The organism is Pseudomonas sp. VA159-2, assembly GCF_024126635.1.
GTDB classification, from domain to species: Bacteria; Pseudomonadota; Gammaproteobacteria; order Pseudomonadales; family Pseudomonadaceae; genus Aquipseudomonas; species Aquipseudomonas muyukensis.
Map to the genome: position 1 here is coordinate 54096 of NZ_JAMYBV010000024.1, position 16709 is coordinate 70804.

Consider the following 16709-nt stretch of genomic DNA (forward strand, 5'->3'; position numbering starts at 1 on the left):
AGTTTGGCATAGAACGCGGTGGGCAAGGAAGACTGCGTATCAATCGCGTGGCAAGCGGCCGGTGGTCCAGCGCGAGGTGTGCGTCGCCGGCAGTCTCCGCTATAATCGCCGCCTTGCTGTGCCCGGTGCGTGTGCATGTTCCCCCGGGCACCTGAACAACCTCGGCTTCACTGGGCCTGTAAGGATCACCATGTTCGAAAACCTGACCGACCGCCTGTCACAGACGCTGCGCCATGTCACCGGCAAGGCCAAGCTGACCGAAGACAACATCAAGGACACGCTGCGCGAAGTGCGCATGGCCCTGCTCGAGGCCGACGTCGCCCTGCCGGTGGTCAAGGATTTCGTCAACAGCATCAAGGAACGCGCGGTTGGCACCGAGGTGTCGCGCAGCCTGACCCCGGGCCAGGCCTTCGTCAAGATCGTCCAGGCCGAGCTGGAAAGCCTGATGGGCGCGGCCAACGAAGAGCTGACGCTCAACGCCGCGCCGCCTGCCGTGGTGCTGATGGCCGGTCTGCAAGGTGCGGGTAAGACCACCACCGCCGGCAAGCTGGCGCGCCACCTCAAGGAGCGCAAGAAGAAGAGCGTGATGGTGGTGTCCGCCGACGTTTATCGCCCGGCGGCGATCAAGCAGCTCGAGACCCTGGCCAACGACATCGGCGTGACCTTCTTCCCGTCCGACATCAGCCAGAAACCGGTGGCCATCGCCGAGGCGGCGATCCGCGAAGCCAAGCTCAAGTTCATCGACGTGGTGATCGTCGACACCGCCGGTCGCCTGCATGTCGATGCCGACATGATGGACGAGATCAAGGCCCTGCACGCTGCGGTCAAGCCGATCGAAACCCTGTTCGTGGTCGACGCCATGACCGGCCAGGACGCCGCCAACACCGCCAAGGCCTTCGGCGATGCGCTGCCGTTGACCGGCGTGGTGCTGACCAAGGTCGACGGTGACGCCCGTGGCGGTGCCGCGCTGTCGGTGCGTGCCATTACCGGCAAGCCGATCAAGTTCATCGGTATGGGCGAGAAGACCGAGGCCCTCGAGCCGTTCCACCCCGACCGCATCGCCTCGCGCATTCTCGGCATGGGCGATGTGCTCAGCCTGATCGAGCAGGCCGAGCAGAACATCGACAAGGCCAAGGCCGACAAGCTGGCCAAGAAGCTGAAGAAGGGCAAGGGCTTCGACCTTGAAGACTTCCGCGACCAGCTGCAGCAGATGAAGAACATGGGCGGCCTCGGCGGCCTGATGGACAAGCTGCCCAGCATCGGCGGCGTCAACCTGTCGCAGATGGGCAATGCCCAGGGCGCGGCCGAGAAGCAGTTCAAGCAGATGGAGGCGATCATCAACTCCATGACCCCTGCCGAGCGCCGCGACCCCGACCTGATCAGCGGTTCACGCAAGCGCCGCATCGCCTTGGGTTCCGGCACCCAGGTGCAGGACATCGGGCGGCTGATCAAGCAGCACAAGCAGATGCAGAAGATGATGAAGAAATTCTCCGCCAAAGGCGGCATGGCCAAGATGATGCGCGGCCTGGGTGGGATGCTGCCAGGCGGCGGCATGCCGAAGCTGTAAACCAATCCGGCCGGCTTCCTTGTCAAGAGGAGGCAGGCCAGACCCCGCTTTGGCGGGTACATGGTCGCCATCCGGCGGCTTAAACCGGCAGAATTGAACGGTGGGCCCAGGGCTTGCCGAAAAAGGCATTTGCAAATGTCCGTGTATTCCCCGAGAATATGCGGCCTTTTGGGCACCCGTGTGCCCATTGGGCATTCAGTTTTGCAGCACCGACTATAGGAACGATGTTCACATGGTAACCATTCGTCTGGCCCGTGGCGGCTCGAAAAAGCGCCCATTCTACCACCTGACCGTGACCAACTCGCGTAACGCCCGTGACGGCCGTTTCGTTGAGCGCGTTGGCTTCTTCAACCCGATCGCATCGGGCGCCGAAGTCAAGCTGTCGGTCAACCAAGAGCGCGTCACCTACTGGCTGAGCCAGGGCGCACAGCCGTCTGAGCGCGTTGCTCAGCTGCTGAAGGAAGCTGCCAAGGCCGCAGCCTGAGCAGTATGAACGCGACGCCAGAAAAGGCTGACGACCTGATCGTCGTTGGCAAGATTTTTTCGGTTCACGGCGTTCGCGGCGAGGTGAAGGTGTACTCCTTTACCGATCCGATTGAAAACCTGTTGGATTATCCGCGCTGGACGCTTCGGCACGAAGGCAAGGTAAAGCAGGTCGAGCTGGTCAGCGGTCGTGGCTCCCAAAAGGGCCTGGTCGTGAAGCTCAAAGGCCTCGATGATCGTGATGAAGCCCGTCTTCTGAGCGGCTTCGAAATCTGCATCCCGCGGAGCCTTTTGCCCAACCTGGCAGCCGACGAGTACTACTGGTACCAGTTGGTGGGCCTGAAGGTCATCAATCAGGACGAACAACTGTTCGGCACGATCGATCACCTGTTGGAGACCGGCGCGAACGATGTAATGGTGGTCAAGCCCTGCGCAGGCAGCCTGGATGATCGCGAGCGTCTGTTGCCCTATACGGCGCAATGCGTGCTCGGTATCGACCTGGAAGCAGGCGTGATGCGGGTTGAGTGGGACGCGGACTTCTAAACGATGGGTAACCTTCGCGTAGACGTCATCACGTTGTTCCCCGAGATGTTCTCGGCCATCACGGAGTACGGCATTACCAGCCGCGCGGTGAAACAGGGGTTGCTGCAAGTGACCTGCTGGAATCCGCGGGACTACACCACAGATCGCCACCACACCGTGGATGATCGGCCGTTTGGCGGTGGTCCGGGCATGGTGATGAAGATCAAGCCTCTGGAAGACGCCCTGGTTAGCGCCAGGCAGGCGACCGGAGCATCGGCAAAGGTGATCTACCTTTCGCCACAAGGCCGCAAGCTGACCCAGCAGGCGGTCAAAGGCCTGGCCGAACAGGAATCGTTGATCCTGATCGCCGGTCGTTATGAAGGCATCGACGAGCGTTTTATCGAGGCTCATGTCGATGAGGAGTGGTCGATTGGCGACTATGTGCTTTCCGGTGGCGAGCTACCGGCCATGGTACTGATCGATGCGGTTACGCGGCTGCTGCCCGGAGCTTTAGGGCATGTGGACTCGGCGGAGGAAGACTCTTTCACCGACGGTCTGCTTGATTGCCCGCACTACACCCGACCTGAGGTGTATGCGGATCAGCGTGTTCCCGACGTGTTGCTAAGTGGCAACCATGCACATATCCGGCGTTGGCGGATGAAGCAGTCCCTTGGTAGGACCTTCGAACGACGTGCCGATCTTCTGGAAAGTCGCTCGCTTTCTGGAGAAGAGAAGAAGCTGCTCGAGGAATACCTCCGCGAGCGGGACGATAGTTAACGTATCGATGGTGGATCGAGTATCCATCTTAGGAGCACAGCATGACCAACAAGATCATCCAGCAGCTCGAAGCCGAGCAGATGAGCAAAGAGATCCCGACCTTCGCACCAGGCGACACCGTTGTCGTCCAGGTTAAAGTGAAGGAAGGCGACCGCTCGCGTCTGCAGGCGTTCGAAGGCGTCGTTATCGCCAAGCGTAACCGCGGTCTGAACAGCGCCTTCACCGTGCGCAAGATCTCCAGCGGCGTTGGCGTAGAGCGTACCTTCCAGACCTACAGCCCGCAGATCGACAGCCTGGCCGTGAAACGTCGTGGTGACGTGCGTAAAGCCAAGCTGTACTACCTGCGCGACCTGTCCGGCAAAGCCGCTCGCATCAAGGAAAAACTGTCCTGAGTACAGTTTGCCTGGTGGCCTGAGGCCCCTTGCGAGAAAAAAGCAGCCTTCGGGCTGCTTTTTTGCATTTTGAATTCTGCCCTTGCGAAGTAACCCGGTGATGACAGACAGAGACCAGGAAATCCAGCGCCGCACCGAGCTGTCGGTGACCCGCGTGACCAAGGCGGTGTTCCCCAACACCACCAACCACCACAACACCCTGTTCGGCGGCACGGCGCTGGCGTGGATGGATGAAGTGTCGTTCATCGCCGCCACCCGGTTTTGCCGCCTGCCTCTGGTGACCGTGTCCACCGACCGTATCGACTTCAAGCACCCGATCCCGGCCGGTTCGATCGTCGAGCTGGTGGGCAGTGTGGTCAAGGTGGGTAATACCAGCTTGCAGGTGCAGGTGGACGTGTTCGTCGAGAACATGTATCTGGATGGCCGCGAACGTGCCATTCATGGTGTGTTCAGTTTCGTCGCCATCGACGAAGACAAGCGCCCGGTACCGGTGCTGCCGGCCGCCTGACGTTTCGACCGTTTGCAGGAGCCGGCTTGCCGGCGAACACCGGTGCAGCCGGTGCCATCCACCGCGGTGCCTGGTTCACCAGCAAGCTGGCTACAGGTTGGGCTCCGGCTCCACCAGCGCCACCAGCGTCCAACCCGGTTGAGGCTTGAGCGGGTTTTCCGGGCAGGCCACATGCACCCAGCCTTGGTTGTCGCGGGCGAACAGCAAGGTCGCGCGGTCGCCATGCAGTTGTTGGTAGTCCGCCCAGGTAAATGCCTCGGTCAGTGTGGTGCTGTACAGCTCGGCCCCCTGGTTCAGCAGCTTGGCCAGTTGCCCGTAGGTCATGGGGCTCGACCCGAGCAATTGCCCGCGGTGTTCCTCACTGGCCCGGTGCTTGTCGCTGCGTTGCTTCTCAAGACCACTGGCCAGCACGAACAGCCGGCCGTGGCCGAAATCATGGCGAAAGCGGGCGCAGGCCAGCGCATTGATTTCCCCGGCCGGCGATAGCCCCAGCAGGTGGCCGAGCCCGACCAGGTCAAGGTGGGCATCGGCATGCTGGGAGGCCGGGTTGCCGAAGTAGGTGGGCAGGTTCTCCATGCGCGCGGCACGGATGTTCTCCCAGCTCGAATCGGTCAGCAGCACCCGGCAGCCGAGTTGTTGCAGCGCCTTGGCGATAGCGCGCGCGGGTGGGTTGGCCCCCACGACGAGAAACCCGCTGGGCGCCGGCTCGGCGACCTTGAGCAAGCGCGCCAGTGGCCTTGCCGTGGCGCTTTGCAGCACCACGGTGCCGATGATCACGGCGAAGGTCAGTGGCACCAGCAGCAGGGCGCCTTGGTGGCCGGCTTCGTCCAGGCGGATGGCAAAGATCGCCGACACCGCCGCGGCGACGATGCCCCGTGGCGCAATCCAGGCCAAAAGTGCGCGCTCGCGCCAGTTCAAGGGAGAACCCAGGGTCGACAGCCAGACGTTCAGCGGTCGCGCCAGCAACTGGATCACCAGCAGCAGTGCCAGTACCGCAGGGCCCAGGGCCAGCAGCGCATGCAGGTCGAGCCGCGCCGCCAGCAGGATGAATAGCCCGCTGATCAGCAGCACGCTGAGGTTTTCCTTGAAGTGCAGGATCTGCCGCACATCCACGCCGGGCATGTTGGCCAGCCACATGCCCATGACGGTGACCGCCAGCAGCCCCGACTCATGAACGATCTGGTTGGCGGCGATGAAGATGCCCAGTACCACCGCCAGCGAGGCGAGGTTGTGCAGGTATTCTGGCAGCCACTGCTCGCGCATCACCTGCCCCAGCAGCCAGCCACCGGCGGCGCCGAGCGCGCTGCCGCAGAAGATCACCCCGGCGAAGGTTGCCAGGCTCTGGCTCAGGCCATTGCCGGCGGCGCTGGCGATGATGAAGCTGTAGACCACCACCGCCAGCAGCGCGCCGATCGGGTCGATGACAATGCCTTCCCAGCGCAGGATGTTGGCAATCGCCGCCTTCGGGCGCACCACTCGCAGCATGGGAACGATCACCGTGGGCCCGGTGACCAAGGTCAGGGTGCCGAACAGGATTGCCAAGGGCCAATCGAAGCCCAGCAGCCAGTGGGTAGCGACGGCGATCACCAGCCAGGTGCTCAGCGCGCCGACGCTGACCAGGCGGTGTACCACGCTGCCGATCTCGCGCCACTGCGAGAGATGCAGGGTGAGGCTACCTTCGAACAGGATCAGTGCCACGGCCAGGGAGACCAGCGGCATCAGCAGCGGACCGAACAAGGCCTGGGGTTGTAACCACCCCAGGATGGGGCCTGCCAGGATGCCGCAGAGCAGCAGGAACAGGATCGCCGGCAATTTCAGGCGCCAGGCCAGCCATTGGCAGAGCAGCGCGGCCGCGCCGATGCCACCGACGCTCAAAAGAATCTGCTGTTCGTTCATGCGGGCTCCCTCTGCATGCCTGGTTATGAAAGACTAAGCGCCTTTTCGCCGTTTGCCATCGAGTCTTCATGCCAGCACTGGACCACCCTCTGATCGACCAGTTCCTCGACGCCCTCTGGCTGGAAAAAGGCCTGTCCGACAACACCCGCGCCTCCTACCGCAGCGACCTGGCGCTGTTCAACGGCTGGCTGCAGGAAAAGCACGTGCTGTTGCCCGATGCCGGCCGCGAGCTGATCCTCGACCACCTGGCCTGGCGCTTCGAGCAAGGCTACAAGCCGCGCTCCACGGCGCGGTTCCTCTCCGGTGTGCGCGGCTTCTACCGCTACCTGCTGCGCGAGCGGATGATCGCCGTCGACCCGACCCTGCAGGTCGACATGCCGCAACTTGGTCGGCCCTTGCCCAAGTCGTTGTCGGAAGCCGACGTCGAGGCCCTCCTGCAAGCCCCCGATCTGGGCGAGGCCATCGGCCAGCGCGACCGGGCCATGCTCGAGGTCTTGTATGCCTGTGGCCTGCGGGTGACCGAGCTGGTCAGCCTGACCCTCGACCAGGTCAACCTGCGCCAGGGCGTGCTGCGGGTGATGGGCAAGGGCAGCAAGGAGCGCCTGGTGCCGATGGGCGAGGAGGCCGTGGTATGGATCGAGCGCTACCTGCGCGGTGGTCGTGCCGAACTGCTCAATGGCCGCCCCAGTGATGTGCTGTTCCCCAGCCAGCGGGGCGAGCAGATGACCCGCCAGACCTTCTGGCACCGGATCAAGCACCACGCCCAGGTCGCCGGGATCGGCAAGGCGCTGTCGCCGCACACCCTGCGCCATGCCTTCGCCACCCATCTGCTCAACCATGGCGCCGACCTGCGCGTGGTGCAGATGCTGCTGGGCCATAGCGACCTGTCCACCACGCAGATTTACACCCACGTCGCCAAGGCTCGCCTGCAACAGCTGCACGCCCAGCACCATCCACGTGGATGAATGATTTTCATGTTCCGCCGACCGGTGCCTGAGGACCCCTACTGCGCCGGTCTGTTGTGGTAGGCTTGGACGGTTTGTTGCAAGGGCCTGTTTTTCGCCGCGCGCGATGCGCGAGCGATGCCACAACGGCCCCGTCCGCCTTCAGGAGTACCCCATGCGCGTGACCCAGATTTTCGCCGCCGCCGCCCTGGCGCTGGCCAGTACCTTTGCTGTCGCTGCCGCCAGCGACGCCAACGCCGGCGCCGAGCAGGCGATCCGCAAGTCGTTGCAGAACCTCGAGCTGGAAGTGCCGGTCGAGAGCGTTGCCAGCAGCCCGCTCAATGGCCTCTACGAGGTCAAGTTGCAGGGCGGGCGCGTGCTGTACGCCAGCGCCGATGGCCAGTTCGTGATGCAGGGCTACCTGTTCCAGATCCAGGACGGCAAGCCAGTCAACCTCACCGAGAAGACCGAGCGTGAAGGCGTCGCCAAGCTGATCAACGGCATCCCGAAAGGGGAGATGGTGGTCTATCCGGCCAAGGGCGAGACCAAGTCGCACATCACCGTGTTCACCGACACCACCTGCCCGTACTGCCACAAGCTGCACGCCGAAGTGCCCGAGCTCAACCGTCGCGGTATCGAGGTGCGCTATGTCGCCTTCCCGCGCCAGGGGCTGGGCTCGCCGGGTGACGAGCAGTTGCAGGCGGTCTGGTGTTCCAGCGACCGCCGCGCGGCGCTGGACAAGATGGTCGATGGCAAGGAAATCAAGGCCGCCAAGTGCGCCAACCCGGTCGGCAAGCAGTTCGCCCTGGGCCAGTCGATCGGGGTCAACGGCACGCCGGCGATCGTGCTCGAGAGCGGCCAGGTGATCCCGGGCTACCAGCCGGCGCCACAAGTGGCCAAGCTGGCCCTGGCGGGCCAGCAGCAAGCCGCCAAGTAATCAATTCAGTACGCCGTCGTCATGGGGTGACGGCATGTTTCACGGTCGGCGCAGGTGCCGGCCGTTCAATGGGGAGTTCACTGTGAATCCGGTCAAAGTAGGCATCTGTGGGTTGGGGACCGTCGGTGGCGGAACCTTCAATGTACTTCAGCGCAACGCCGAGGAGATTGCCCGCCGTGCCGGGCGCGGTATTGAAGTGGCACAGATTGCCATGCGCTCGCCGAACCCGAACTGCCAGATTACCGGTACCCCCATTACCGCTGATGTGTTCGACGTGGCGAGCAACCCCGAGATCGATATCGTCATCGAGCTGATCGGCGGCTATACCGTCGCCCGCGACCTGGTGCTCAAGGCCATCGACAACGGCAAGCACGTGGTCACCGCCAACAAGGCGCTGATCGCCGTGCATGGCAACGAGATCTTCGCCAAGGCCCGCGAGAAAGGTGTCATCGTCGCCTTCGAGGCAGCCGTGGCCGGCGGCATCCCGGTGATCAAGGCGATCCGTGAAGGCCTGTCGGCCAACCGCATCAACTGGCTGGCCGGGATCATCAACGGCACCGGCAATTTCATCCTCACCGAAATGCGTGACAAGGGCCGCGCCTTCCCCGACGTGCTGGCCGAAGCCCAGGCGCTGGGTTATGCCGAGGCCGACCCGACCTTCGACGTCGAAGGCATCGACGCGGCGCACAAGCTGACCATCCTGGCGTCCATCGCCTTCGGCATCCCGCTGCAGTTCGACAAGGCCTACACCGAGGGCATCACCCAGCTGACCACCGCCGACGTCAACTACGCCGAGGCCCTGGGCTACCGCATCAAGCACCTGGGCGTGGCCCGCCGCACCGCCGAGGGCATCGAGCTGCGCGTGCACCCGACACTGATCCCCAATGACCGCCTGATCGCCAACGTCAACGGCGTGATGAACGCGGTGATGGTCAACGGCGATGCCGCAGGCTCGACCCTGTACTACGGTGCCGGTGCCGGCATGGAGCCGACCGCCTCGTCGGTGGTCGCCGACCTGGTCGACGTGGTGCGCGCCATGACCTCGGACCCGGAGAACCGCGTGCCGCACCTGGCGTTCCAGCCAGACGCGCTGTCGGCCCATCCGATCCTGCCGATCGAGGCCTGCGAAAGCGCCTACTACCTGCGCATCCAGGCCAAGGACCACCCGGGCGTGCTCGCCCAGGTCGCCAGCATCCTCTCGGCGCGCGGCATCAACATCGAGTCGATCATGCAGAAGGAAGCCGAGGAGCAGGACGGCCTGGTGCCGATGATCCTGCTGACCCACCGGGTGGTCGAGCAGCGCATCGACGATGCCATCGTGGCCCTCGAAGCCCTGCAGGACGTGGTCGGCAAGGTCGTGCGGATTCGCGTCGAACAGCTCAATTAATCTCAGCGGCGGGCCGCCCGGGCGGCCCGCGCCCAGCATCGAAGGTTTGTCCCATGCGCTATATCAGTACCCGCGGCCAGGCTCCGGCCCTGAACTTCGAAGACGTCCTGCTGGCTGGCCTGGCCAGTGATGGCGGCCTGTACGTCCCCGAGAACCTGCCACGCTTCACCCAAGAAGAAATCGCCTCCTGGGCCGGCCTGCCGTACCACGAGCTGGCCTTCCGGGTGATGCGCCCGTTCGTCGAGGGCAGCATCGCCGATGCCGACTTCAAGAAGATCCTCGAAGAAACCTATGGCAACTTCGCCCACGCCGCGGTGGCACCGCTGCGCCAGCTCAACGGCAACGAGTGGGTGATGGAGCTGTTCCATGGCCCGACCCTGGCGTTCAAGGACTTCGCCCTGCAACTGCTCGGCCGCCTGCTCGACCATGTGCTGGTCAAGCGCGGCGAGCGCGTGGTGATCGTCGGCGCCACCAGTGGCGACACCGGCTCGGCTGCCATCGAAGGTTGCCGCCGTTGCGACAACGTCGACATCTTCATCCTGCACCCGCACCAGCGCGTGTCGGAAGTGCAGCGCCGGCAGATGACCACCATCCTCGGCGACAACATCCACAACATCGCCATCGAAGGCAACTTCGACGACTGCCAGGAGATGGTCAAGGCCAGCTTCGCCGACCAGTCGTTCCTCAAGGGCACCCGCCTGGTGGCGGTCAACTCGATCAACTGGGCGCGGATCATGGCCCAGATCGTCTACTACTTCCACGCGGCCCTGCAGCTGGGTGGCCCGGCCCGCTCGGTGGCGTTCTCGGTGCCGACCGGCAACTTCGGCGATATCTTCGCCGGCTACCTGGCGCGCAACATGGGCCTGCCGATCAGCCAGCTGGTGGTCGCGACCAACCGCAACGACATCCTGCACCGCTTCATGAGCGGCAACCAGTACGTCAAGGATGCCCTGCACCCGACCCTGTCGCCGTCGATGGACATCATGGTTTCGTCCAACTTCGAGCGCCTGCTGTTCGACCTGCACGGTCGCAATGGCGCGGCGGTAGCCCAGTTGATGGACACCTTCAAGCAGGGCGGCGGCTTCAGTGTCGAGCAGGATCGCTGGACCGAGGCGCGCAAGCTGTTCGATTCGCTGGCCGTGACCGACGCGCAGACCTGCGAGACCATCGCCGAAGTGTTCGCCAGCACCGGTGAGGTACTCGACCCGCATACCGCGATCGGCGTCAAGGCCGCCCGCGAGTGCCGCCGCAGCCTGGACACGCCGATGGTGGTGCTGGGCACCGCGCACCCGGTCAAGTTCCCCGAGGCGGTGGAACAGGCCGGCGTCGGCAAGGCCCTGGAACTGCCGGCCCACCTGAGCGACCTGTTCAGCCGTGAAGAGCGTTGCACGGTGCTGGCCAACGACCTGAAGACCGTGCAGGCCTTCGTCAGCCAGCATGGCAATCGCGGCAAGCCGCTGTAAGGCGCGCGGTCGTATTTATCCGTTGAGGGCCACGTGAGTGGCCCTTATCGTTTTCGGACATTTCCTATAGAACTACCCGCTGGCCTCTCCCTACAGTGATCGCCTGATTTTCACGGCGTATTGCCCAGGAGCCGGCCCATGCACAACCTTCATGTGCTTATCCATCAGACACGCCCCTTCCACCAGATCCGCCTGCACCAGGCTTTCAACGCCCAGGGGCTCTACAACGTCCGCTTGAGCGACGACGTGGGCGAGATCATCAGCGACCTGGCGCGCGGGCAGCGTGCCGACCTGCTGGTGCTCGACCATGGGATGGCGCGGCAGGACGCCTTGCCGTTGTTCGCGCGCCTGGCGGCCGTCGCTTCGACGCGCGCGCTACTGTTCGTCGGCCAGGCGCAAGCCGGTGCCAGCCTTGCCCATGAGGCGCGACGCCATGGCCTGCGGGTGCTGGTGGATGTGCCTTGGCCCAGGCTGGCCGTGGCCTTGGGCCGGGCGCTCGGTGGCCTGGCGCTGGGTGCGCAAAGGCCGCTGGCGAAACTGTCATGTTGACCGCGCATGCTCGCAGGATCGGGGCGGATGCGAACTTTCCATCACGCCCGACGGTCAGTTCTCACATGTCCCTAGCCAGCGAGTGATCCGGATGGAACGAATCTGCAGACTGCTCAACGATGCCCTGACTCCCTACCAGGCCGCGCTTGGCGCGCTCGATGCCGGCGGCAACCGGCAATTGACCCTGTATGACCCACACGGTGCGTTGATCCTGCGGCGTACGGTCTGTGCACGGCAGTTGCTGGAGCAGCAATTGCTGGTCGACCTGGTGGATGGCCTGCACCGTGATCTGCAGATTGTCGAAGGGCGTATACAGCCATGCGTGATCGCCGCGTTGCAGCATCGCCAGCAGCCCCAGGGAACCTTTGCCTGACGGCCAGATCAGACGCTTCAAGGGCCGCCTGACGATGCTTTGCTCCGGTATCGCCCAGGCTGCCATTGGAAGTCCCAAGGGCTTTCGCTTGACCCCGGTCGTCCTCCCCAGTGGCCGGGGTTTCTTTTTGCCTGCCTTGCTGGCGAAGCGGGCAACGCGGTGCGGCCAGAGCCTCAATGCCTGGGTTCGAAGAAATGCCGGGCCTGCTCGAGGTAGTCCTGCTGCAACGCCGGGTCCAACCAGCCGGCGTATAGCTCGGGGAGGTTGTGCTCACGCAGGTCGGGCAACAATTGATCGATGTGGGCAATGGCCTCTCGGCCCAGGGCGGTGTCCGAGCAGCCCACATGCAGGAACTGGTAGCGATCGACCCCACGGATCGGATGGAAGCTGTAGTCGTCCAGTGTGCCGCCCTGCTGCTGGATCAGGTAGCGCACCTCCGGCCAGTAGCCCAGCACCAGTTGCAGGCGCCCCAACTGCTGCATCTGCAGCAGGCTGGCGGTGGCATCGTTGCCGTAGTGGCGGCTGAAGGCGCTGTCGGGCAATTGGCGCAGCACTTGGTCAACCTGCACGCTGTAGCTGCGTTCGGCGACGATGCCGAGTTTCAGGTGAGTCTTGGCCAGTAAGCGCTGCAAGTCCACGTGTTCGCCATCGAGGAAGGGGGCGAGCAGCGGCTGGTCCTGCTTGCGGATCACCAGGCCGCTGCTGAGCACGCCCAGCGAGGGCTTGGAGAAGTGTACGTAGCGCGCTCGCTCAGGGGTCCACAGCAAGGTTGGATCACAGGTGAAGCTGGGCTCCTGGAGCATCTGGATGCCGCGTGCGCGGTTGACCCGGACAATGCGGTGGTCGTACTCGGGCATCTGTGCGATCAGTTGCGCCAGCAATTGGTCGATCACCCCGCGCCCTTGCGAGGGGCCTTCGAAGATGGTGAACGGCGGCAGGTCGCGCACCAGCCACAGCAGGCGTTCCTTGGCCTCGGCCATGTGCACGCTGGCAAGCAGCAGGCAGAGCAGGGCAGGCAGTTGCGCGATACGCATGGGCCAGGCCGCCGCGCGCTCAGAACACGCCGTCGGCGCGCAAGCGGGCGATGGCGGCGGCGTCGTAACCTAGGCCGGTGAGCAGCGCGTCGGTATGCTCACCCAGGGTCGGGCCGATCCATTCGGCAGAGCCCGGGGTGTCGGACAGCTTGGGCACGATACCGGGCATCTTGAACGGCTTGCCATCTGGCAGGCGGGCCTGGAGGAACATCTCGCGGGCGAGGAATTGCGGGTCGCCCAGCATGTCTTCGGCGCTGTAGATACGGCTGGCGGGCACCTGGGCGTCGTTGAGCGCCTGCATGACTTCGCTCAGCGGCAGGCTGTTGGCCCAGCGGTCGATCACGCCGTAGAGCTCGTCGCGGCGGGCATCGCGGCCGTCGTTGCTAGCCAGCGCGGCATCGTTGGCCAGGTCGTCACGGCCGATAGCCTGCATGAAGCGCTTGAAGATCGCGTCGCCGTTGGCGCCGATCTGCACGTGGCGACCATCGCGCGTGGTGTGGATGGACGAAGGCGTGATGCCGGGCATGATGTTGCCGGTGCGCTCGCGAATGAAGCCGAACACGTCGAACTCCGGGACCATGCTTTCCATCATGGCGAAGATCGCCTCGTACAACGCCACGTCCACCACCTGGCCCTGGCCGCCGTTGACCTCGCGATGACGCAGGGCCATCAGCGCGCCGATCACGCCCCACAGCGCGGCGATCGAGTCGCCGATGGAAATGCCTGTGCGCACCGGTGGGCGGTCCTCGAAGCCGGTGATGTAGCGCAGCCCGCCCATGGACTCGCCAACCGCGCCAAAGCCCGGCTGGTCTTTCATCGGCCCGGTCTGGCCGAAGCCCGACAGGCGCACCATGATCAGGCGCGGGTTGAGCGCATGCAGCACGTCCCAGCCCAGGCCGAGTTTCTCCAGCACGCCGGGGCGGAAGTTCTCGATCAGGATGTCGGCCTCGGCGAGCAGGCGCTTGAGCACTTCGCGGCCTTCTGGGTGCTTGAGGTTGAGGGTCAGCGACTGCTTGTTGCGCGCCTGGACGAACCACCACAGCGAGGTGCCCTCATACAACTTGCGCCATTTGCGCAGCGGGTCGCCGCCGTCAGGGGACTCGACCTTGATCACCTCGGCGCCGAATTCGGCGCAGATGCGCGAGGCGAACGGGCCGGCGATCAGGGTGCCGAGTTCAATGACTTTCAGGCCGGCGAGTGGCTTGCTGGGCGTGGGCATGGGGCATCCGTGGCGGCTGGGCGTGCGCAGGTTGTATCACAGCTCGGCAACGGCAGGTATACCGGCGTCGTCCGAACCGGCGCTATCGGTTAGACTGTGCGACTTTCCCCCGCAAGAAGCCCAGCGCCCATGGCCCAGCCGTCCACCACCTACAAGTTCGAACTGAATCTGACCGACCTCGACCGCAACGTGTACGAGAACGTCAAGCAGACCATCGCCCGTCACCCGTCGGAAACCGAAGAGCGCATGGCCGTGCGTCTGCTGGCCTATGCCCTGTGGTACAACGAAAACCTGGCGTTCGGCCGGGGCTTGTCGGATGTCGATGAAGCGGCGGTATGGGAAAAGAGCCTGGACGATCGCATCCTGCACTGGATCGAAGTCGGCCAGCCCGACGCCGATCGCCTGACCTGGTGTTCGCGCCGCACCGAACGCACCAGCCTGCTGGCCTATGGCAGCCTGCGGGTCTGGGAAACCAAGGTGCTCGGCGCGGTCAAGGGCCTGAAGAACCTCAACGTCGCCGCCGTGCCGCAAGAGGTGCTGGAGACCCTGGCCACTGATATGCCGCGTGCTATCAAGTGGGACGTGATGATCAGCGAAGGCACGGTGTTCGTCACCGACGACCGTGGCCAGCACGAAGTGCAATTGCAGTGGCTGCTCGGCGAGCGCGGCTGACCTGATTCACACCTGATCGACGAAGGCCCCATGCATATCGAACCCCGCCCCCTGCCATCGCCCCTGCCGTTGCTGGGCAACCTGCCACCGTTGCTGACCCGCTTGTATGCCGCCCGTGGCGTGCAGTCGGAGGCCGAACTGGACAAGAGCCTGGCGCGGCTGCTGCCGTACCAGCAGCTCAAGGGCATCGCGGCGGCGGTGGACCTGCTGGTCGAGGCCTTGGACCTGCGCCAGCGCATCCTCATCGTTGGCGACTTCGACGCCGACGGTGCCACGGCCAGCACCGTGGGCGTGCTTGGCCTGCGCCTGCTGGGCGCGGCCCATGTCGACTACCTGGTGCCCAACCGTTTCGAGTACGGCTATGGCTTGACCCCGGAGATCGTCGAGGTTGCCTTGCAGCGCCAGCCGCAGCTGTTGATCACCGTGGACAACGGTATTTCCAGTGTCGAGGGCGTGGCGGCGGCCAAGGCTGCGGGGCTCAAGGTGCTGGTCACCGACCACCACTTGCCGGGCGAGCAGTTGCCGGACGCGGACGCCATCGTCAATCCGAACCAGCCGGGCTGCGGCTTCCCGAGCAAGTCGCTGGCTGGAGTCGGGGTGATTTTCTATGTGCTGATGGCATTGCGCGCTCGCTTGCGCAGCCTGGGCCGCTACGAAACGCAGGCGCAGCCGAACATCGGCGAGTTGCTCGACCTGGTGGCCCTGGGCAGTGTCGCCGACGTGGTGCCGCTGGATGCCAACAACCGGATCCTTGTGCATCAGGGCCTGGAGCGTATCCGCGCCGGCCGTGCGCGGCCGGGGCTCAAGGCCATTCTCGAAGTGGCCCGGCGTGATCACCGGCGTATCACTTCCACCGACCTGGGCTTCATCCTCGGCCCTCGGCTCAATGCCGCAGGGCGGCTGGACGACATGAGCCTGGGCATCGAGTGCTTGCTGTGCGATGACGCGGCGCTGGCGCTGGACATGGCCCAGCAGCTCGATGGCCTGAACCAGGATCGCAAGTCCATCGAGCAGGGCATGCAGCGCGAGGCGCTGGCCCAGCTCAAGGACTTGCCGGTGGAGTCCATGCCTTACGGCCTGTGCCTGTTCGATGCGGATTGGCACCAGGGGGTGATCGGCATTCTGGCCTCACGCCTGAAGGAGCGTTACCACCGCCCGACCATTGCTTTCGCCGATGCAGGGGAGGGCATGCTCAAGGGGTCGGCGCGGTCGGTGGCGGGGCTGCATATTCGTGATGCGCTGGATGCGGTGGCGGCGCGGCACCCGGCGTTGATCAGCAAGTTTGGCGGGCATGCCATGGCGGCGGGTTTGTCGCTGCCGGCCGAGCATTTCCCGGCGTTTGCCGAGGCCTTCGACGAGGAGGTACGGCGCCAGTTGCGCGAAGAGGACCTGACTGGACGGTTGTTGTCGGATGGCACGTTGGCGGTGGAGGAGTTCCACCTGGACCTGGCGCGGGCCCTGCGCAATGCCGGGCCTTGGGGGCAGCACTTTCCCGAGCCGTTGTTCCATGGGGTGTTCCAGCTGGTCGAGCAGCGGGTCGTGGGGGAGCGGCACTTGAAGGTGGTGCTCAAGAGCGAGTGTGGCTCGGTGCGGCTGGATGGGATTGCCTTCGGGATCGACCGCGAGGTGTGGCCGAACCCTACCGTGCGTTGGGTGGAGTTGGCTTACAAGCTGGATGTGAATGAGTTTCGTGGGAATGAGAGTGTGCAGTTGATGATTGCGCATATGGAGGCGCGGTAGATCGCGTACCCTTTGTTTGTTGGTTTGTTGGTTTGTTGGTTTGTTGGTTTGTTGGTTTGTTGGTTTGTTTGTGTTTTGAAGGCTGTATGCGCATTCATTTATGATGTCGACGCATAGTCACCTTTCCGCCCTTACGGCGGGTAACTTTTTGAAGGATCTGTAGAGACCGGACACATGGTGGACACCTGTACGGAGACATGGTTGACACTTCCTGGCAGCCCCCTTTGCCAGGATTTTCGCCATGCC

17 protein-coding genes, 1 tRNA gene and 1 pseudogene are annotated in these 16709 nt (G+C 64.2%); 16 read left to right on the forward strand and 3 right to left on the reverse strand.

Annotated features, from left to right (window positions below; translation table 11 throughout):
- The first annotated feature begins 190 nt into the window (after positions 1 to 190).
- From ffh to NJG22_RS19890, 6 genes are all read left to right on the forward strand, one after another.
- Complete coding sequence (gene ffh, locus NJG22_RS19865; protein ID WP_050704199.1) at positions 191 to 1567, forward strand: signal recognition particle protein; 1377 nt, start codon at positions 191 to 193, stop codon at positions 1565 to 1567.
- Between the two features lie 232 nt (positions 1568 to 1799).
- Positions 1800 to 2051, forward strand: a complete 252-nt coding sequence (rpsP, locus tag NJG22_RS19870; protein WP_011535318.1) for a 30S ribosomal protein S16 — start codon at positions 1800 to 1802, stop codon at positions 2049 to 2051.
- Positions 2052 to 2056: 5 nt separating this feature from the next.
- The gene (gene rimM / locus NJG22_RS19875) at positions 2057 to 2593 is read left to right on the forward strand and encodes a ribosome maturation factor RimM (RefSeq protein ID WP_134694047.1); all 537 of its coding nucleotides are present in this window, start codon (positions 2057 to 2059) and stop codon (positions 2591 to 2593) included.
- A 3-nt stretch (positions 2594 to 2596) separates the two neighbouring features.
- Positions 2597 to 3349: a tRNA (guanosine(37)-N1)-methyltransferase TrmD gene (gene trmD, locus NJG22_RS19880; protein ID WP_008094486.1), complete on the forward strand. Its 753-nt coding sequence runs from the start codon at positions 2597 to 2599 to the stop codon at positions 3347 to 3349.
- Positions 3350 to 3390: 41 nt separating this feature from the next.
- Positions 3391 to 3741 carry a 50S ribosomal protein L19 gene (gene rplS, locus NJG22_RS19885; RefSeq protein ID WP_011535315.1) on the forward strand — a complete coding sequence of 117 codons (351 nt, stop codon included), beginning with the start codon at positions 3391 to 3393 and terminating at the stop codon, positions 3739 to 3741.
- Positions 3742 to 3841: 100 nt separating this feature from the next.
- On the forward strand, positions 3842 to 4249 hold the full coding sequence (locus NJG22_RS19890; RefSeq protein ID WP_134694046.1) for an acyl-CoA thioesterase: 408 nt from the start codon (positions 3842 to 3844) through the stop codon (positions 4247 to 4249).
- 90 nt (positions 4250 to 4339) lie between these two features.
- Here the strand turns inward: NJG22_RS19890 and NJG22_RS19895 are convergent, their stop codons facing one another.
- Entirely contained in the window at positions 4340 to 6145 is a 1806-nt protein-coding gene (locus NJG22_RS19895; RefSeq protein ID WP_253096976.1) for a sodium:proton antiporter, read from the reverse strand.
- Between the two features lie 68 nt (positions 6146 to 6213).
- On the opposite strand from NJG22_RS19895, the gene xerD reads away from it, so the two are divergent.
- The 8 genes and pseudogenes from xerD (at position 6214) to NJG22_RS19935 (ending at position 11798) form a co-directional block, all read left to right on the forward strand.
- Positions 6214 to 7110 (forward strand): site-specific tyrosine recombinase XerD, encoded by an 897-nt coding sequence (gene xerD, locus NJG22_RS19900; RefSeq protein ID WP_253096978.1) that lies wholly within the window; start codon positions 6214 to 6216, stop codon positions 7108 to 7110.
- A 154-nt stretch (positions 7111 to 7264) separates the two neighbouring features.
- Entirely contained in the window at positions 7265 to 8026 is a 762-nt protein-coding gene (locus NJG22_RS19905; protein ID WP_134694042.1) for a thioredoxin fold domain-containing protein, read from the forward strand.
- An 82-nt stretch (positions 8027 to 8108) separates the two neighbouring features.
- Positions 8109 to 9413, forward strand: coding sequence for a homoserine dehydrogenase (locus NJG22_RS19910; RefSeq protein ID WP_217849642.1), 1305 nt, complete (start codon positions 8109 to 8111; stop codon positions 9411 to 9413).
- A gap of 53 nt (positions 9414 to 9466) precedes the next feature.
- Positions 9467 to 10399: pseudogene (gene thrC / locus NJG22_RS24670) on the forward strand (threonine synthase); the annotation flags it as partial.
- Positions 10400 to 10450: 51 nt separating this feature from the next.
- Positions 10451 to 10555: transfer RNA gene (locus NJG22_RS19920), tRNA-OTHER, on the forward strand.
- A complete protein-coding gene (locus tag NJG22_RS19925) occupies positions 10553 to 10876 on the forward strand; it encodes a hypothetical protein (RefSeq protein WP_217849640.1) in 324 nt (107 codons plus the stop codon). The genes NJG22_RS19920 and NJG22_RS19925 overlap by 3 nt, the downstream gene beginning before the upstream one ends.
- Before the next feature lie 138 nt (positions 10877 to 11014).
- On the forward strand, positions 11015 to 11425 hold the full coding sequence (locus tag NJG22_RS19930; protein WP_253096982.1) for a histidine kinase: 411 nt from the start codon (positions 11015 to 11017) through the stop codon (positions 11423 to 11425).
- 91 nt (positions 11426 to 11516) lie between these two features.
- Positions 11517 to 11798 (forward strand): DUF3509 domain-containing protein, encoded by a 282-nt coding sequence (locus tag NJG22_RS19935; RefSeq protein ID WP_253096984.1) that lies wholly within the window; start codon positions 11517 to 11519, stop codon positions 11796 to 11798.
- A 173-nt stretch (positions 11799 to 11971) separates the two neighbouring features.
- Here the strand turns inward: NJG22_RS19935 and NJG22_RS19940 are convergent, their stop codons facing one another.
- On the reverse strand, positions 11972 to 12832 hold the full coding sequence (locus tag NJG22_RS19940) for a TIGR02285 family protein (RefSeq protein WP_253096986.1): 861 nt from the start codon (positions 12830 to 12832) through the stop codon (positions 11972 to 11974).
- Positions 12833 to 12851: 19 nt separating this feature from the next.
- Positions 12852 to 14051: a CaiB/BaiF CoA-transferase family protein gene (locus NJG22_RS19945; protein ID WP_253096988.1), complete on the reverse strand. Its 1200-nt coding sequence runs from the start codon at positions 14049 to 14051 to the stop codon at positions 12852 to 12854.
- Between the two features lie 129 nt (positions 14052 to 14180).
- Between NJG22_RS19945 and NJG22_RS19950 the strand changes: the two genes are divergently transcribed.
- Together NJG22_RS19950 and recJ are read left to right on the forward strand one after the other, a co-directional pair.
- Positions 14181 to 14723: a YaeQ family protein gene (locus tag NJG22_RS19950; protein ID WP_217849631.1), complete on the forward strand. Its 543-nt coding sequence runs from the start codon at positions 14181 to 14183 to the stop codon at positions 14721 to 14723.
- Between the two features lie 30 nt (positions 14724 to 14753).
- Entirely contained in the window at positions 14754 to 16463 is a 1710-nt protein-coding gene (gene recJ / locus NJG22_RS19955; RefSeq protein ID WP_253096989.1) for a single-stranded-DNA-specific exonuclease RecJ, read from the forward strand.
- The last annotated feature ends 246 nt before the right edge of the window (positions 16464 to 16709 follow it).